Raw genomic sequence first — 15,415 nt, 5'->3', positions numbered from 1 at the left:
GCCCCCCGGATCCGGCCGGTGCCCGCGCCCGTGGTCCGCGCGATGGGCGTCGCCTCGCCGATGCTGCGCGAGGTCGCGGCCGTCGCCGAGCACTTCTCCCGGCCCTACGTCATGGACACCACCGCGTCCGCGCGTGTGCTGGGGTTCGTCGCGACGCCGTGGGACCAGGCCGTCGCCGAGACGCTCGGCCGGACCGCTGTCGGAGGCCGGGCGTAGCGTCGGGCGTCATGAAGTTCGGTGTCACCGCAACGTGCGGGTCCGCAGCCCAGTCGATCGAGATGGCCGTCTCGGCGGAGGAGGCCGGCTGGGACGGATTCTTCGCCTGGGACGGCATCAGCGTCGGGCCCATGGACACGTTCGACCCCTGGACCATCCTCGGCGCCGCTGCCGTCCGGACCACCCGCGTCACGCTCGGCGCCATGGTGTTCTCGCTGCCGCGGCGCAAGCCGTGGGAGGTCGCGCGGCAGGCGCTGACGGTCGACCACCTCTCGGGCGGCCGGCTGGTGCTGCCCGTGGGCCTGGGCGCGACGGACGACGGGGCCTACAGCCGGGTGTCGGGCGAGCACGTCACCGCCAAGGACCGGGCGGCGCTCCTCGACGACAGCCTCGCGATCCTCGACCTCGCCTGGACCGGGGAACCGTTTAGCTATGCGGGCGCGTTCCACCACGTCACCGATCTCGTGTTCCAGCCGCGTCCCGTGCGCGGGCGGATCCCGGTCTGGGTGATCGGCGCCTGGAACGCGCCGCGGTCGATGCGCCGGGCGGCCGGGCGGGACGGCATCCTGCCCACCCGGCGCGAGGACGGGTTCAACCCGCTCACGCCGGCCGAGCTGGCGGACGTCGTCGCGTGGGTCACCGAGCAGCGCGGCGCGGACGGCCCGATCGACGTGGTCGTCGAGGGCGTGCTGCCGGACGACCCGGCGACCGCTCGGGAGAAGGTCGCCGCCCTCGAGGCGGTCGGGGTGACCTGGTGGATCGACTCGAACTGGGACTTCGACACGGTCGACCCGGACTCGTTGCTGGAGCGGATCCGCCGGGGCCCGGTGCCTGCGTGAGCGTGAGCGTGAGCGTCGCGGACTGCGAGCGCGTGCAGACCAGCTGGTTCCAGCTGCGCGCGCAGGCGCAGGGCAGCGACGCGTGGGAGGACTCGGGCCTGGTGTGGGCCAACGGCGACCTCATGTTCCCGCAGGTCATCGACCCGGCGGCCCTCGCCCGCGGCGTGGAGCGGGCTCGGGCGGAGCACCTCCCGATCGTCGGCGCGTGGCTCGGGCTCGACGTGGACGCCGGGCCGCTGGCCGCCGCGGGGTTCGAGCGCGGCTGGTCGCCGTGGTGGATGGCCGGGCCGATCCCCGACGGGCTCGCCGCCGACCCTCGCGTGATGCTCCGGGAAGACGGGGACGAGCGCGCGATGGCCCGGCTGCGACCGCCCCGGGCCTGGTACGCGGAGGCGCACGAGGACGGTCGGACGGCGGGCCAGGCGTGGTCGCACCTCGTCGGCAACCTGGCCGGGGTGTTCGACGTGACCGTGCAGGAGTCGTCCCGGCGACGCGGCCTGGGCACCGGGTTGATGAAGGCGGTGTGCGCGGCCGCGGCGTCGCACGGGGCGCAGCACGTGGTGCTCAACTCCACGCCGGCGGGGCTCCCGCTCTACCTCCGGTGCGGTCTGCGGCGGATCGGCACGGGCATCACGTGGTGGCTGCATCTGCCGACGTGACGTGCGGGCCGCGCCAGTACGTCACACTTGGGCATAGAGGCGAAGGAGCACTCATGCTGACATGCCCGGTCTGTCGATCCGGAGAGCTCGAACTCGTCGAACGGCTGGCGGACGATCGCCGCACCGTCCGCTGCACGGCCTGCAACCACCAGTGGACCCGCGGGGAGGCGAAGACGTCGGCTCCCCTGCCCTCGTCGTCGGCCGACCTGCAGGCCAGCTTCCCGGACCGCGACGCGGTCGACCCGGCGCGCCTGGAGCGTGTCGAGAAGCTGGCGGCGGAGTTCGCGCCCACCGAGCCGGGACCGGACTGGTCCCACTACCAGCAGGTGTTCAGCMGCGAGGAGATCACGAACTGTGAGCCGCGCGACCTCAAGGCGTTCGTCAACGACACCCCCGGTGCGACCAACGCCACGACGGCGTCGTTCAACCGGGCGTGGGCGTCGATGGGCGAGCACGAGGCGTCGGCCCGCACGCGCAACACCATCCGGTACCTGCTCTACGGGCCCGAGACGGTGCCCCTGCCCGACCGGCTGACCCGCCTGATCCTGGGCCAGGGCGGCCTCGGGATGACCGGCTTCAAGGAGCCGGCGCTCACCCGCGTCCTGTGCGCGATGTCGCCGGACGTGTACCTGCCGGTCTCGACCTACGGCGCCGCGCGCGGCGGCAAGCGGGAGATCGCCAGGCGGGTCTACGGGCTGACGCTGCCCGAGGTGGCCAAGGAGCAGTTCACCATCGGACGCCTGGCGCTGTGGAGCAACGAGCTGCTGGTCGACCTGGCCGGCGACGACTTCGACGACCTGACCCAGGCCGCCGCGTTCCTCACGACCGTCAAGGTCTAGCTCACTCGTCGTGGGGCCGGGCGAGCTCGTCGCGCAGGGTGGCGATGACGTCCGGCCCCAGCTCGAACCCCTGCGTGCTGCCCGGGTTGACCACGATGCCCACGTCCGCGGGCATCCGCAGCAGGACCTCGCGGACCGGCATGGTGATGGCGTCGCCGCCGATCCTGCCCTCGTCCTTGAACCGCTGCACCGACGAGAACGCGACGAGATGGTGCACGCCGTCGCGGTGCACGATCGCGGGGATGAACCCCTCGAAGTGCTCGCCGACCGGTCCGCCGCTGGGCACCGCGAGCTGCTCGTACTCGAACCGCGTCAGCAGCTTGGCGCCGTCGATGGTGCCGGGCGCGGCCGTGCGGAGCGCCTGGTCCAGGTCCTTCATGTGCGAGCTCCCTCGTCGTTGCGGGCGAGGTTCACGCTACCTGCGGATCACCCGACCGCGAGCCGGAACAGGCTGGGTGTCACGACCTCGAGCCGGCGCACCTCGAACCCCGTGCGCCGACCGACCACGTGCCGCGACCAGGCGTGCGCCCGGCAGAGCTCCTCGCTCGACCACACCTGCCCGTTGGGCCAGCCCGGGGTGTCCAGCCGGACGCCCATGACCTCCCCCATCACCATGACCCAGCGCTGGTCCGGGCCGTCGTCGGGCAGCTCCCCGATCGGGTGGGCGACCGCCCAGACCGTCGAGCCGACCTCGGGCCGGTGGTCGTCGGCGGCGTCGTACAGCCGGTCCGCGGTGGCGAGCGTGGTGGCCATGGTCGGTCCTCTCTCGTCTTCGGGCCCATCTCACGCGGCCGACGTGGCGAGGACGTGACGCAGACCCGACGCGGGGATGACGATCCGGCCGCTACTCCATCGGCGGCGGCCCACCCTGCGCGTTGACCTTGCGCGGCAGCACGAACACGAGCGCGAACGCGACGATCGACAGCGCGGCGCTCACCGCCATGGCGTGCGCGGCGCTGTCGACGAACGCCTGCGGGGCCCCGGCGGGGCTGGTGATGTGCAGGGTGCCGAACAGGACGCTGCCGATGACCGCGATGCCGATGGCGGAGCCGACGCGCTGCATCACGCTGATCACGCCGCTGGCCGAGCCGGCCTCGGACCGGTCGACCGTCGCCACGATGAACTGGACGTTCGGCGCGATGAACAGCCCGCTGCCGATGCCCGCGACGAGCAGCGGGACCAGCAGGTCCCAGTTGGCCAGGTCGGCCGCGGGCTCGATCCGGAGCACCAGCCACACCCAGACCAGCCCGACGCAGACCATCGCGGTGCCGACGATGAGCACGGTGCGGCCCAGCCGCTGCGACAGCCGGTTGCTCTGCGACGCCCCGATGATGCTGCCGATGGCGAACGGCACCCCGACCACGCCGGACTCCAGCGCCGTGTGCCCCAGACCCGCCTGCCAGAGCAGCGAGATGGTGAAGAAGATGCTGGTGAACGCCGCGAAGTAGACCAGCGCGAGGATCGTCCCGCCGGTGAACTGAGGATGCGAGAACAGGTGCGGCGGCACCATCGGGTTCTTGTCGACGATCCGCAGCTCCCACAGCGCGAACGCGACGATCAGGAGCACCCCCGCCGCCAGCGTGATGAACGTCCACGCCGGCCAGCCCTTGTCCTGCCCCTCGATCAGCGGCACCAGCAGCGCCACCAGCCCGGCCGTCAGCAGCGCGAGCCCGACGAAGTCGTACCCCGGCTTGGCAGTCCCCTCGTGACCGGCCGGCAGGATCTTCGCGGCGGCGATCAGCGCGATGATCCCGATCGGGATGTTGACCCAGAACACGAGCCGCCAGCCGTTCTCGTCGCCGAACGCCTGGATGATCAACCCACCGAGGATCGGCCCCAACGCCGTCGAGACCCCGATGACCGACCCCATGATCGCGAACGCCTTGCCCCGCACCGGCCCCGGGAACAGGAGCTGGATCATCGCCGTCACTCCCGGCACGAACATGCCGCCGGCGAGGCCCTGGACCACCCGCGCGACGATCAGCTGCAGGCTGGTCTGCGCCAACCCGCAGAACAGGCTCGCGACCGTGAACAGCAGCAGGCCCGTGAAGAAGACCCACTTGTGCCCGATCCGGTCACCGACCCGGCCCGCCGGGATCAGCGCGATGCCGAACGCCAGCGCGTAGCCGCTGATGATCCAGCTCAGCGTCGCCTCGTTCGCGTCCAGGCTGAGCCGGATGGTCGGCAGCGCGACGTTGACGATCGTCGTGTCCAGCAGGGCCATGAACATGCCGGCCATGAGGACGATGAGCGCGTTCCAGGCGCTGCGCGGGACGGTGGGCGGTTGGTAGGCGGGTGCCTTGGACGCTTCCGCCATGAGTGCTGTCCTTCGGGAGGGTCCTGACGCGGCCTGTGCGCACGTCGACGCCAACGCTCCCCCCGGTTGAGCGCCGCCGCAATCGGGGCGACAGAACGAGCAGCTCCCGAAAGACGGCAGCACGCCCGTCAGCCTCAAGTGCGACGCCCCGACCGCCGAAGCAGCAGCGGAGGTGCGATGGGCGAGGCAGGGTTCGGCGCCGAAGAACAGGCGACCCGTCGAGCGAGACGCGTGGCCCAGCTGCGCGCCGAGCAAGAGCGCGGAACGGCGCTGGACGCCGAGGTTCAGGCTCAGCTGGCGCGCGCCCAGCGAGACCAGCGCGCGTGGTCGGCGGGCGCTGAGGGTGAGCGTCTCGTCGCCGTCGCCCTCGAGAGCCTGAGTCGGTACGGCTGGACGGCTCTGCATGATCTCCACTGGCCGGGGAGGCCGAAGGCGAACCTCGACCATGTCGCACTGGGGCCAGGCGGAGTCGTCCTCGTGGACGCGAAGAACTGGTCAGGGGATGTCACAGCTGTCGACGGTCGGCTTCGCCAGAACGGGTACGACCGAACGAGCCAGGTCGAGTCCGTAGCGACCGCTGTGGCGGACCTGGTTGCGCAACTCGCCCCGAACCATCGGTCGGCAGTACGGGGCGTCGTCTGCCTAGCGAGCCAGGATCTCGAACCCAGCAGCTTCCCGCTGGGCGTGACCGTGGTTGGTCGGGCGCAGCTCCCGGCATTTCTTGCCAGCCTGCCTCCGCGGTTGTCGCCCTTCGACGTCGCGGACATCGGGCGCTTCCTGGAAGGGCGCCTCGGCGGAGCGACGAGTCCGGGCGTAGCGGCAACATCTCGGCCGCCCAGGCGTAACCGGCAGCGGTCTGCGCTGGTCGCGACACGCAGTGACCGTCCTCGGCGAGGCTCGGAGAAGCGTCGGGCCGCGGCCGCTCGACGCCAGCAGAAGGCAGCCGGCGCCGCCCTGCTCCGCGTTGCACTCATCGGCGTGGCTCTCTTCATCGTCCTAAACCTGCTCCCACATCTGACGGGCAAGTAGCGCTCACACGACTGGGCCTTGTGGTCGAACGCGCCAGCTGGTGAGCTCACCGCATGGACACCGCGATTGAGGCCGCCCTACGGGTGCGGATCATGGAATGGGTCCAGGAACGTGCCGAGGCGAATGGAGGATTCCTTCACCGCCAGGAGCTGCTGAACTTCCGGATCGACGGGCGGGACCTCCCGATCATCGACTTCTCTCGCGGAATCCGGAATCCGGCGAGCTTCACGTCGACTCTCGCGATCGTGGCATCCGCCTCGGGGCCGTACGACGACACCGAGTCCGATGACGGACTGCTCCACTACGCCTATCGGGCCGGCGATGAATTCAGCGGCGACAACAAGAAGATGAGAGCCGCGATCGAGACAGGAATGCCCCTGATCCTCTTCCGCAAGGAGATCGCGAACTACTACACGCCGGTGATGCCCGTCTACGTCGTCGACGACTTCCCCGAGAATCGCACGTTCCTGATCGCGCTCGACGAGGCTTTTCGGTACATGGGTGACCTGCGCACGCTCGACGTACGCCAGCGCGACTACGCCCTGCGGTTGGCGAAGCAGCGGCTGCACCAGCCAGCGTTCCGCACGCGAGTACTGCTTGCTTATGAGACTCGGTGCGCAGTGTGCACGCTCAAGCACGGAGCCCTGCTCGACGCCGCGCACATCGTTCCCGACTCGGAAGAGCTGGGTGTACCTACGACGCCGAACGGGCTCGCCCTCTGCAAGATCCACCACGCCGCGTACGACCAGAACATGCTCGGCATCACCCCGGACCTCGACATCCACATCGCGACAGACGTTCTGGCAGAGGTGGACGGGCCCATGCTGCAGCACGGGATACAGGCCATGCATGGGCGGCGACTGACGGTGCCGCGGCGCAAGGCCGATCACCCCGATCGTGATCTGCTGGCGTGGCGCTGGGACCGATTCAGCCAGTCGCCCTGACATCTGGCCTGGATCACGACCCCCGAAACCCCCCCGCAACACTCCCGACGTACCGTCCCCCCAACGAGGCATGGACGCAGTCGTCGCCCGCACGCGACCCTGTGGTCCCCGACGGACGAGCGCGAGGAGCGGCCCGATGTTCGAACGCGTCGACCCCTTCATCGGCACGGAGGCCACGAGCCTGCCCGCGCAAGAGGGCCTGGCCACGAGCTGGTGGTGGCCGAAGCCGCAGGTCGGGAACACGCACCCAGGGGCCACGTATCCGCTCGGCATGGTCAGCGCGTGCGCGTACAGCGGGGCGTACCCGACGGGGTACGGCCGCTACGACCTCGGCACCGAGGGCCTCCCGACCGAGATGCACGACCGGCAGGTGGCCAGCGGTTTCACGCACTTCCAGCAGTCCGGCACGGGCGCCATCCGCAAGTACTACAACTACTTCCGCGTGACCCCGATGCTGCAGCCGCTGGACGACCTGGGGCAGCTGTGGGACATCGTCGACGAGGACGCGGAGCCCGGGTACTACACGGCGACGCTCGACAGCGGCATCCGCGCGGAGATCACCGTCGGCCCGAAGTCGGCGGTCCACCGGTACACGTTCCCGGCGCACCGCGACGCGCGGCTGGTCATCGACTTCTCGCTGGGCGGCCTGACCATCCCGCACGGTCGGACGGTGCCGCTGCGGGCGCACCTGCACTCGATCAGCCCGGGGATCGCGCAGGGCGAGATCGTCGTCGAGGGCGCTCCGTTGGCCATCCACGTGGAGTGCGACGACCCGCGCTGGCGGCAGATGCTCTGGTACGACCGTCGGCTCATGCCGGGGGGCACGCGGCTCGACTTCGACCGCATCCGGCCGACGACGCTGCGGCCCTTCGGGCTCATGTGGGCGGGGCCGTCGGAGCCGGGGCAGGTGGTGGAGCTGCGGTTCGGGTTCTCGCTGCGGGGGGTCGACCAGGCCCGGGAGAACCTCGAGCGCGAGTGTGGCCCGGGACCGTCCAGCTTTGCGACGAGGCGCGCGGCGACCGCCGAGGCCTGGCAGGCGGGGCTGGCCAAGATCCGCGTCGACACCCCGTCGAAGGACAAGCAGACCGTCTTCTCCACGGCGCTGTACCACTCGCTGATCAAGCCGTGCCTGGCGCCCGACGAGTCGCCGTTCTGGCCGGCSRACGGCCCGTTCGCGTTCGACMTCGCGACCATGTGGGACATCTACCGGACCCAGCTGCCGCTGCTCACCACGCTGATGCCGGACAAGGCCGTCGAGCTGGCGAACGCGCTCCTGTACATCTCCGAGGAGGAGGGCAACCTCCCCATCGGCTACCGGATGGCGCGCGGCGCGGATCAGTTCAGCCGCCAGGCCAGTGCGCTCGCGCACACCTTCCTGTCCGACCTCTGCCAGCTGGGACTGCCCGGCATGGACTGGGACTGGGCGCTCGTGCACATGCACAACGACCTGCGGCGCACGTACGGCGAGGACTTCCTGCTGCGCGGCAAGGTGCACCCGATCAGCCACACGCTCGACCTCGCGTTCGGGTACTGGTGCACGTCGCAGATCGCGGCCCATGTGGGCGACCCCGCGCTCGTCGAGCAGTTCACGCCGCTGGCGGCGCGGTGGATCAACGCGTTCGACGAGGCCACGGGCCTGCTCGAGGACTCCACGTACTACGAGGGCGGCCGCTGGAACTACTCGTTCCGGCTGCTGCACGACATGGCGGCGCGGATCAAGCTCTCGGGTGGCGACGACGCATTCGTCGCTCAGCTCGACCGGTTCTTCGGGTTCGGCGCCCCGGCCGTGGTGCAGCCCGGGGTGCGGCCGGGCATCGAGGAGATGGCCGCCGGGTACGCGCTCAACCGCTTCGAGGGCCTCAACAACGAGCCTGACATGGAGGCGCCGTGGTCCTACCACTACGCCGGGCGGCCCGACCGGACCGCCGAGGTGGTGCAGGCCATCGTGCAGAATCAGTTCGGCACCGGGCGCGGCGGCCTGCCGGGCAACGACGACTCGGGCGGCCYCTCGTCCTGGTTCGTCTGGGCGTCGCTGGGCCTCTTCCCGGTCGCCGGCCAGAACCTGTTCCTCATCAGCGCGCCGGCCTGGCGGGAGTCGAGCATCGACATCGGCGACCGCAACCTGACCATCGAGACCTCAGGGTTCACCGAGCCGACACCTGACGGACCAACTCAGTACGTACAGTCCGTGCACCTCGACGGTGCGCGACTGGACCGCACGTGGCTCACCGGCATCGAGCTCCACCGCGGAGGACGCCTCCATATCACCGTGGGACCCACGCCGAGCGACTGGGGCTCCACCGTCCGACCGCCGTCCGTCAGCACGAACCCCCCGACCACCGCGCTGCGGCGCTGACCCAGGGAGTCGACGTGACCACTCATCGCCGTCTCGTCATCGTCGTCCGCGCCGACCCGGTCATCTGCGGGCACTCGGGCGAGGCCCGCAACCTCGCCGAGGCTGCCCTGGAGCGGGGTTTCGACGACGTCCGCATCGTCACCTGGCCCATCGACCGGCTGCAGCAGACCGGGCTCCCGCTCAAGCCCCTCGACGGCGTGCTGCCGTACTCGCCGGGGATCACGGTCGAGCGGCCGGAGCCCGTCGGCGACTACAAGGTCCCCGACGGTCGCTGGCTCGCGGGCATCGTCGGCAGGCTGGTGGAGCTGTTCACGGACGGCGTCCCGACCGTCGCCATGTCGCTGTACCTGAGCCCGCACTCGCTCGCCGTCGCCGACGCCGTGCACGTCGCCCGCCGCACCGGCCTGCCCGTCAACGTCACCACGGTCGCCGAGGCCGTCGGGTCCGACGTCACCAACGTCGTGCGCGCCTGCGTGGAGAAGGACGAGTTCGGCGCCGCCGCGCACGTGCTGTCCAGCTACCTCGAGCACGACGTCTGCCTCGCGGTCAGCGACTACACGCGCGAGCTGATCATCGCCGAGGCCGCAGCCATCGACGCCAAGCACGGCACCACGTTCGCCGCCCAGTGCCGCGAGCGCGTCACCGTGTCGTACCCGGCCATCGACGTCGCGTCCTACCTGGACCTGGACCCGGCCGACACCGCCTCCGTCCTGGCCGCACGGGGCCTGGTCGCAGACGGGTACGTCCTCTTCCTGTCCCGGCTGGCGCACGCGAAGGGCGTCGACGACCTCATCGCGGGCTTCGCCGGGAGCCGCGCCGCCGACGGCCTGACGCTCGTCATCGCCGGCAACGGCCCGGACGCCACCCGGCTGCAGGAGATGGCGCACGAGTCGAGCGCCGCCGACCGCATCGTGTTCTTCGACGACGTCGACGACGACGAGAAGGCCCACCTCATGGCCTCGTCGGCGGCCTACGTCCTGCCGTCCAAGCCGCGGCCGGAGTTCGTCGAGACGTTCGGCATCGCGCTGGCCGAGAAGATGCTCGCCGGCGGCGGACCGGTCATCACCACGGACACCGGCGGGATCGGGGAGGCCGTCGGCGACTGCGCGATCATCGTCCCCGTCGAGTCCCCGTTGGCGATCGCGTCGGCCCTGGACCGGGTCCTCGCGATGTCGCCCGACGAGCGCTCCGGCTGGGAGACGGCTGCCCGCCTGCACGCCCTGCAGTTCGACCGCGGAGCCGTGCTGGACGCGATCCTGGACCGCGTCGCCCGGGTCACACGACTCCCGGCGCCCGTCGGCTGAGACGACTGCTCCCTCACGCGACCGCCCGAGTCCCGCGCTCGTACGATGCGCCCGTGACCGCCCCGCGCCTCGAGCTCAGCTTCCTCACCTTCGTCCCCTACGACGACCCCGCCGACGCCGGCCAGTCCCTGCGCGACGCGATCGACCTGTTCCGGTTCGCCGAGGAGCTCGGCTACGACACGGGCTGGGTGCGGGTCCGGCACCTCGAGCGGTTCCTCTCCTCACCGTTCCCGCTGTTCTCCGCCATCGGGCAGGCGACCAGCCGGATCCGGTTCGGCACCGCGGTGCTGCCCATGCGGTACGCAGACCCGATCACGGTCGCGGAGGACGCGGCCACGGTCGACCTACTGTCCGGCGGTCGGCTCGAGCTCGGCGTCGCGGGCGGGATCAAGCCGGCGGCGGCCACCCTCGACAGGGTCTACGGCGCGAGCGAGCGGTCGTTCGACGACGAGTCCCAGCACCGGATCGCTCAGCTCCGCGCGGCCCTCGCCGGCGAGCCGGTCACCGTGGCGCCCGAGGGTGGCTTCCCGATCGCGCCGCCCGGGACGCCGCTGACCGTCACGCCGCACAGCCCGGGCCTGGCCGACCGCGTCTGGTACGGACCCGGCTCCAGGACGACGGCCGTGYGGACCGCCGAGCAGGGCATGGACCTGCTGGTCTCGACGCTGAACAGCGAGGACGACGGTCGCTCCTTCGAGGAGACCCAGCGCGACCAGATCCTCGCGTACAAGGCGGCGTTCGACGTGCCCGGCCGGACCCCTCGTGCGGTCGCGGGACGCATCGTCCTGCCGAGCGTCACCCCGGACGACGACGAGCTCTTCGCCGAGTACATCGCCTGGTACGCGGGCCGGTTCGACGTCACCGGCCGTCCGCCCGCGGGCACCGGGTTCGGGGTGTTCAGCCCGACGCACCACGGCAGCCCGGACCAGGTCGTCGCGAGCCTGCAGGCCGACGTCGCGCTGCGCGAGGCCACCGGGCTCGACGTCGTCCTGCCCGCGAACGCCACCCACGCGATGAGCCGCCGCATCCTCGAGAACGTGGCGACGAGCGTCGCGCCGCGGCTGGGCTGGACGCCGGCCTGACTCACATCGGGACGACCTCGACCTCGCAGGCCACACCCGGCGCCGCGGCCAGTCGCGCGTCGGCCGTGAGCAGCACTCCGTCGAGACGCTCCGCGAGCGCGACGTACGCCGCGTCGTAGGCCGACAGGTTCCCACCGAGGGTCCACACGCGCTTCGAGAGGACGGCCTGGGGCCAGAGCTCGATCGTCAAGGCGTGAAAGCCCGTGAGCGCCAGCTGCGCCTCAGCCTCGGAGAGACGCCCGGCGTTCCGGTGCCGCCGCAGGACGTTCGTGACCTCGTGCGGCAGCAGGTCCGGCGCGACGACCGTTGCGCCCGCGAGACGGGCAGCCACGCGCTCGCCGGGCTCTCCCGGGTCGATGAGCAGCAGCAGTGCGGCGGACGCGTCGAGGACGACGACGCTCACCGCTGGTCGGCCGCGAGCTCGGCGGCCAGCTCCGACCACGTGAGCCTCGGGTACGTCCGGGCGCGCTCACGGACCAGGGCAAGGGCGTCGTCTGCGCTGGGCCGGGCCGTGAACTCGATGAGGTGCGCGCGCAGGAACTCCTGCATCGACCTACCGGAGCGAGCCGCGCGGGCGGCGAGCTCGTCGCGAACCTCGTCGGGGACGTCGCGGACGGTGATGACGGTCATGCCTGCATTCTAGCGCCGGTGCATGCATTATGGCTGCAGCCGGTCGAACCCACGCCCCAGCCTCAGCCCTCGCACAGCGACGGCACAGACCCACCCGGCTGACTGGAACCCGTCCCACCAGGAGGGTTCCCATGACTCAGTACGCGCTCCTCGCGCTCGATCTCGTCGCCATCAGCGTCCTCGCCTTCGGCGTCTACTTCCCCCGGCACCGTCGTCGTGACCTCGCCGTCGCCTACCTCGGCGTCAACGTCGGGGTGCTGGCGGTGTCGGCGGCCCTGTCCCAGAGCGCGGTCGGGGCCGGCCTCGGCCTCGGGCTGTTCGGCGTGCTGTCGATCATCCGGCTGCGCTCGACGGAGCTGACCCAGCACGAGGTCGCCTACTACTTCTCGGCCCTTGCGCTCGGGCTGCTGGGCGGCCTGGCGGTCACGCCGAGCGCGCTGAACGCCGCGCTGATGGTGCTGGTGGTCGCCGTGATGGCGGTCGTCGACCACCCGCGGGTGCTGCGGCAGTACCGGCAGCAGACGATGATCCTGGACTCGGCGATCACCGACGAGACCGCGCTCGTCGCGCACCTGGAACGCCTGCTCGGCGCGACCGTGCACGCGGCGATCGTGCAGCGCGTCGACCTGGTCAACGACACCACCGCGGTCGACGTCCGGTACGAGCTGACCGCCGTGCGGGAGCGGGTGCCGGCATGAGCTTCGAGCCGATCGACCTGGTCGAGCTGACCGAGCGGGCGAGCCTGCAGACCCGCATCGACCGCAAGTACGTGATCCCCGCCCAGGCCCTGCCGAGCCTGCTGCACGGCATCGAGACCGGCGCCCGCATCCTCGAGATCGGCGACGAGCGGGACTTCGCCTACGAGTCCGTCTACTTCGACACCCCCGACCTGTCCAGCTACCTCGGGGCGGCCCACCGACGGCGGCGGCGGTTCAAGATCCGCACCCGCACCTACGTCGACTCCGCGCTCTGCTGGGTCGAGGTGAAGACCCGTGGGCCCCGCGGCAGCACGGTCAAGACGCGCCTGCCGTACGACCCCGACGACCGCGACACCCTGACCGACGAGGGTCGCCGGTTCGCCGACGACGTCCTCGACAGCGACGGCCTGTACAGCCCGACCCTGGTCAGCACCTACCGCCGGACCACCCTCTACCTCCCCCGCACCGACAGCCGCACGACGATCGACACCGGCCTGGTGTGGACGTCGGCGCTCACCGGAGCGAGCCGGCCCCTGGAGGACCGCGTGGTCATCGAGACCAAGACCGGCTCGACCCCGAGCTCCACCGACCGCCTCCTCTGGCGGCACGGCCACCGCCCCGTGCGCATCTCGAAGTACGGCACCGGCATGGCCGCCCTGCACTCCGACCTCCCGTCCCACCCGTGGCGCCGCGTCCTCGACCGGCACGTCACCAGCTGAAGGAGCACACCCCATGCGACGCCTCAACGCGAAGATCCTCGTCCCCGCCGCCCTCGTCGCGGCCCTGCTGGCCGGCTGCACGGCGACCGCCGACGCCGCGACGTCGGACACAGGCTCAGGCACCGGCACCGTGACCACGACGGACGCGAACCTCACCGTCGACCAGGCGATGGCCGCCAACACGGCSCCSTMCGASGTCGACCTSACCGCSTCCGACGACGAGGTCGCCATCGACCTCGACGACCCGACGGCGAGCGACGGCGTGACCGTCGACGGCAGCACGATCACCATCACCGCCGCGGGCACCTACCGACTGAGCGGGACTCTCGCCGACGGCTCGGTCGTCGTGAACACCCCGGACGACGGGGTCGTCCACCTGATCCTCGACGACGCCTCGCTGGCCAGCAGCACGACGTCCCCGCTGCAGGTGCTCGACGCGGACCAGGTCGTCGTCCACCTCGAGGGCGACAACCAGCTCTCCGACACCACCGCCTACGCCGACACCGACGAGGCGAGCGCCGCCCTGTTCAGCAGCGCCGACCTCACCATCACCGGCGACGGCTCGCTCGACGTCCACGGCAACGCGAACGACGGCATCGCCGCCAAGGACGGCCTGGTCGTCGCCGGCGGCACGATCACGGTCGACGCGGTCGACGACGGCATCCGCGGCAAGGACTACCTCGTCGTCAGCGGCGGCACGCTCGATGTCACGGCCGGCGGCGACGGGCTCAAGTCGGACAACGACGAGGACGAGACGCTCGGCTACGTCGAGGTCACCGGCGGGTCCGTGACCGTCACGGCCGGCGACGACGGCATCGCGGCGCAGACCGACGCGATCGTCGCCGACGGCACCGTGAGCATCGTCTCGGGCGGCGGGCACGGCACCGCGGTCGCCGACGACGCCTCCCCCAAGGGCGTCTCGGGCACGGCCTCGATCGTCGTCGGCGGCGGGCAGCTGCTGGTCGACGCGGCCGACGACGCCCTCGGCTCGGACGGCGTGGTCAGCATCGCGGGCGGCGACCTCCAGCTGGCCGCCGGCGACGACGGCGTGCACGCCGACAACGCCCTGCAGATCAGCGACGGCACCGTCGACATCAGCACCTCGTACGAGGGTCTCGAGGCCGGCCTCATCACGATCGCGGGCGGCTCGGTGACGCTGGTGAGCAGCGACGACGGGGTGAACGCGTCGGACCCGAACGCTTCGAGTCAGCAGGCCCCCGGAGGGACTGGCAGCGGCACGGCCAGCACGACGGTCGGCCTGACGATCACCGGCGGCACGGTCGTGGTCGACTCCGGCGGTGACGGCCTCGACGCCAACGGGTTCCTCACCATGACCGGCGGCACGGCCGTGGTGAACGGGCCGACGAACGACGGCAACGGCGCGCTCGACGTGGACGGGACATTCGACGTCTCCGGCGGCACGATCCTCGCGGCCGGCGCGTCGGGCATGGCGATGACCCCGGGCGCCGACTCGTCGCAGTCCTTCGTCGCCTTCACGTTCTCCTCCACGCAGCCGGCCGGCACGGTGGTCCACATCCTCGACGCCGACGGCGACGAGCTCGCCGCGTTCGAGTCGTCGAAGGACTTCACGTCGCTGGTCTACGCGTCGGCGGACATCACGTCCGGCGACACCTACTCGGCGGCGACCGGCGGCTCGGTCACCGGCGAGACGCCCGGCGGCCTCGCGGCGGCGGGCGACAGCAGCGGCTCGACGGTGGCGGCCACGGGCACGGCCGGCGAGGCGCTGGCGGGCATGGGCGGCGGCGGCGGGCAGGGCGGCGGC

At 71.5% G+C, this 15,415-nt stretch carries 16 protein-coding genes and 1 pseudogene; 12 read left to right on the top strand and 5 right to left on the bottom strand.

The window, feature by feature from the left end; all coding sequences use genetic code 11:
* From ACXJKG_RS12135 to ACXJKG_RS12120, 4 genes and pseudogenes are all read left to right on the top strand, one after another.
* Window positions 1-216, top strand: a pseudogene (locus ACXJKG_RS12135) (NAD-dependent epimerase/dehydratase family protein); the annotation flags it as partial.
* A gap of 11 nt (window positions 217-227) precedes the next feature.
* On the top strand, window positions 228-1,055 hold the full coding sequence (locus ACXJKG_RS12130; protein ID WP_456846013.1) for an LLM class flavin-dependent oxidoreductase: 828 nt from the start codon (window positions 228-230) through the stop codon (window positions 1,053-1,055).
* Window positions 1,052-1,714, top strand: coding sequence for a GNAT family N-acetyltransferase (locus ACXJKG_RS12125; protein ID WP_456846012.1), 663 nt, complete (start codon window positions 1,052-1,054; stop codon window positions 1,712-1,714). Before ACXJKG_RS12130 ends, ACXJKG_RS12125 begins: the two co-directional genes overlap by 4 nt.
* A gap of 53 nt (window positions 1,715-1,767) precedes the next feature.
* Window positions 1,768-2,553: a hypothetical protein gene (locus tag ACXJKG_RS12120; protein WP_456846011.1), complete on the top strand. Its 786-nt coding sequence runs from the start codon at window positions 1,768-1,770 to the stop codon at window positions 2,551-2,553.
* Window position 2,554: 1 nt separating this feature from the next.
* On the opposite strand, the gene ACXJKG_RS12115 is transcribed toward ACXJKG_RS12120, so the two are convergent.
* From ACXJKG_RS12115 to ACXJKG_RS12105, 3 genes are all read right to left on the bottom strand, one after another.
* Window positions 2,555-2,932, bottom strand: coding sequence for an SseB family protein (locus ACXJKG_RS12115; RefSeq protein ID WP_456846010.1), 378 nt, complete (start codon window positions 2,930-2,932; stop codon window positions 2,555-2,557).
* Window positions 2,933-2,979: 47 nt separating this feature from the next.
* On the bottom strand, window positions 2,980-3,306 hold the full coding sequence (locus ACXJKG_RS12110) for a hypothetical protein (protein ID WP_456846009.1): 327 nt from the start codon (window positions 3,304-3,306) through the stop codon (window positions 2,980-2,982).
* A gap of 91 nt (window positions 3,307-3,397) precedes the next feature.
* Window positions 3,398-4,870 (bottom strand): MFS transporter, encoded by a 1,473-nt coding sequence (locus ACXJKG_RS12105; protein WP_456846008.1) that lies wholly within the window; start codon window positions 4,868-4,870, stop codon window positions 3,398-3,400.
* A gap of 231 nt (window positions 4,871-5,101) precedes the next feature.
* Here ACXJKG_RS12105 and ACXJKG_RS12100 point away from each other — a divergent pair, with 231 nt between their 5' ends.
* From ACXJKG_RS12100 to ACXJKG_RS12080, 5 genes are all read left to right on the top strand, one after another.
* A complete protein-coding gene (locus tag ACXJKG_RS12100; RefSeq protein WP_456846007.1) occupies window positions 5,102-5,899 on the top strand; it encodes a nuclease-related domain-containing protein in 798 nt (265 codons plus the stop codon).
* Window positions 5,900-5,952: 53 nt separating this feature from the next.
* Window positions 5,953-6,843, top strand: coding sequence for an HNH endonuclease (locus ACXJKG_RS12095; protein ID WP_456846006.1), 891 nt, complete (start codon window positions 5,953-5,955; stop codon window positions 6,841-6,843).
* 136 nt (window positions 6,844-6,979) lie between these two features.
* Complete coding sequence (locus ACXJKG_RS12090) at window positions 6,980-9,199, top strand: glycoside hydrolase domain-containing protein (protein WP_456846005.1); 2,220 nt, start codon at window positions 6,980-6,982, stop codon at window positions 9,197-9,199.
* A gap of 14 nt (window positions 9,200-9,213) precedes the next feature.
* The gene (locus ACXJKG_RS12085) at window positions 9,214-10,503 is read left to right on the top strand and encodes a glycosyltransferase (protein ID WP_456846004.1); all 1,290 of its coding nucleotides are present in this window, start codon (window positions 9,214-9,216) and stop codon (window positions 10,501-10,503) included.
* A 53-nt stretch (window positions 10,504-10,556) separates the two neighbouring features.
* On the top strand, window positions 10,557-11,585 hold the full coding sequence (locus ACXJKG_RS12080) for an LLM class flavin-dependent oxidoreductase (protein ID WP_456846003.1): 1,029 nt from the start codon (window positions 10,557-10,559) through the stop codon (window positions 11,583-11,585).
* Between the two features lies 1 nt (window position 11,586).
* Here the strand turns inward: ACXJKG_RS12080 and ACXJKG_RS12075 are convergent, their stop codons facing one another.
* Complete coding sequence (locus ACXJKG_RS12075; protein ID WP_456846002.1) at window positions 11,587-11,988, bottom strand: type II toxin-antitoxin system VapC family toxin; 402 nt, start codon at window positions 11,986-11,988, stop codon at window positions 11,587-11,589.
* Window positions 11,985-12,215 carry a FitA-like ribbon-helix-helix domain-containing protein gene (locus tag ACXJKG_RS12070; protein WP_456846001.1) on the bottom strand — a complete coding sequence of 77 codons (231 nt, stop codon included), beginning with the start codon at window positions 12,213-12,215 and terminating at the stop codon, window positions 11,985-11,987. Before ACXJKG_RS12070 ends, ACXJKG_RS12075 begins: the two co-directional genes overlap by 4 nt.
* Window positions 12,216-12,346: 131 nt before the next feature.
* Here ACXJKG_RS12070 and ACXJKG_RS12065 point away from each other — a divergent pair, with 131 nt between their 5' ends.
* The 3 genes from ACXJKG_RS12065 to ACXJKG_RS12055 form a co-directional block, all read left to right on the top strand.
* Window positions 12,347-12,913, top strand: a complete 567-nt coding sequence (locus ACXJKG_RS12065; RefSeq protein WP_456846000.1) for a DUF4956 domain-containing protein — start codon at window positions 12,347-12,349, stop codon at window positions 12,911-12,913.
* Complete coding sequence (locus tag ACXJKG_RS12060) at window positions 12,910-13,632, top strand: polyphosphate polymerase domain-containing protein (protein WP_456845999.1); 723 nt, start codon at window positions 12,910-12,912, stop codon at window positions 13,630-13,632. Before ACXJKG_RS12065 ends, ACXJKG_RS12060 begins: the two co-directional genes overlap by 4 nt.
* A 13-nt stretch (window positions 13,633-13,645) precedes the next feature.
* A partial coding sequence (locus ACXJKG_RS12055; RefSeq protein WP_456845998.1) for a carbohydrate-binding domain-containing protein occupies window positions 13,646-15,415 on the top strand: 1,770 nt, incomplete at its 3' end.

Source organism: Cellulomonas sp. P5_C6, from assembly GCF_054049635.1.
This window is presented reverse-complemented; position numbering and strand designations above follow the sequence as displayed.

Coding starts and splice junctions, on each gene's coding strand:
- ACXJKG_RS12130 (WP_456846013.1), top strand. CDS start 228: ATGAAGTTCGGTGTCACCGCAACGTGCGGGTCCGCAGCCCAGTCGATC.
- ACXJKG_RS12115 (WP_456846010.1), bottom strand. CDS start 2,932: ATGAAGGACCTGGACCAGGCGCTCCGCACGGCCGCGCCCGGCACCATC.
- ACXJKG_RS12110 (WP_456846009.1), bottom strand. CDS start 3,306: ATGGCCACCACGCTCGCCACCGCGGACCGGCTGTACGACGCCGCCGAC.
- ACXJKG_RS12105 (WP_456846008.1), bottom strand. CDS start 4,870: ATGGCGGAAGCGTCCAAGGCACCCGCCTACCAACCGCCCACCGTCCCG.
- ACXJKG_RS12095 (WP_456846006.1), top strand. CDS start 5,953: ATGGACACCGCGATTGAGGCCGCCCTACGGGTGCGGATCATGGAATGG.
- ACXJKG_RS12070 (WP_456846001.1), bottom strand. CDS start 12,215: ATGACCGTCATCACCGTCCGCGACGTCCCCGACGAGGTTCGCGACGAG.
- ACXJKG_RS12065 (WP_456846000.1), top strand. CDS start 12,347: ATGACTCAGTACGCGCTCCTCGCGCTCGATCTCGTCGCCATCAGCGTC.
- ACXJKG_RS12060 (WP_456845999.1), top strand. CDS start 12,910: ATGAGCTTCGAGCCGATCGACCTGGTCGAGCTGACCGAGCGGGCGAGC.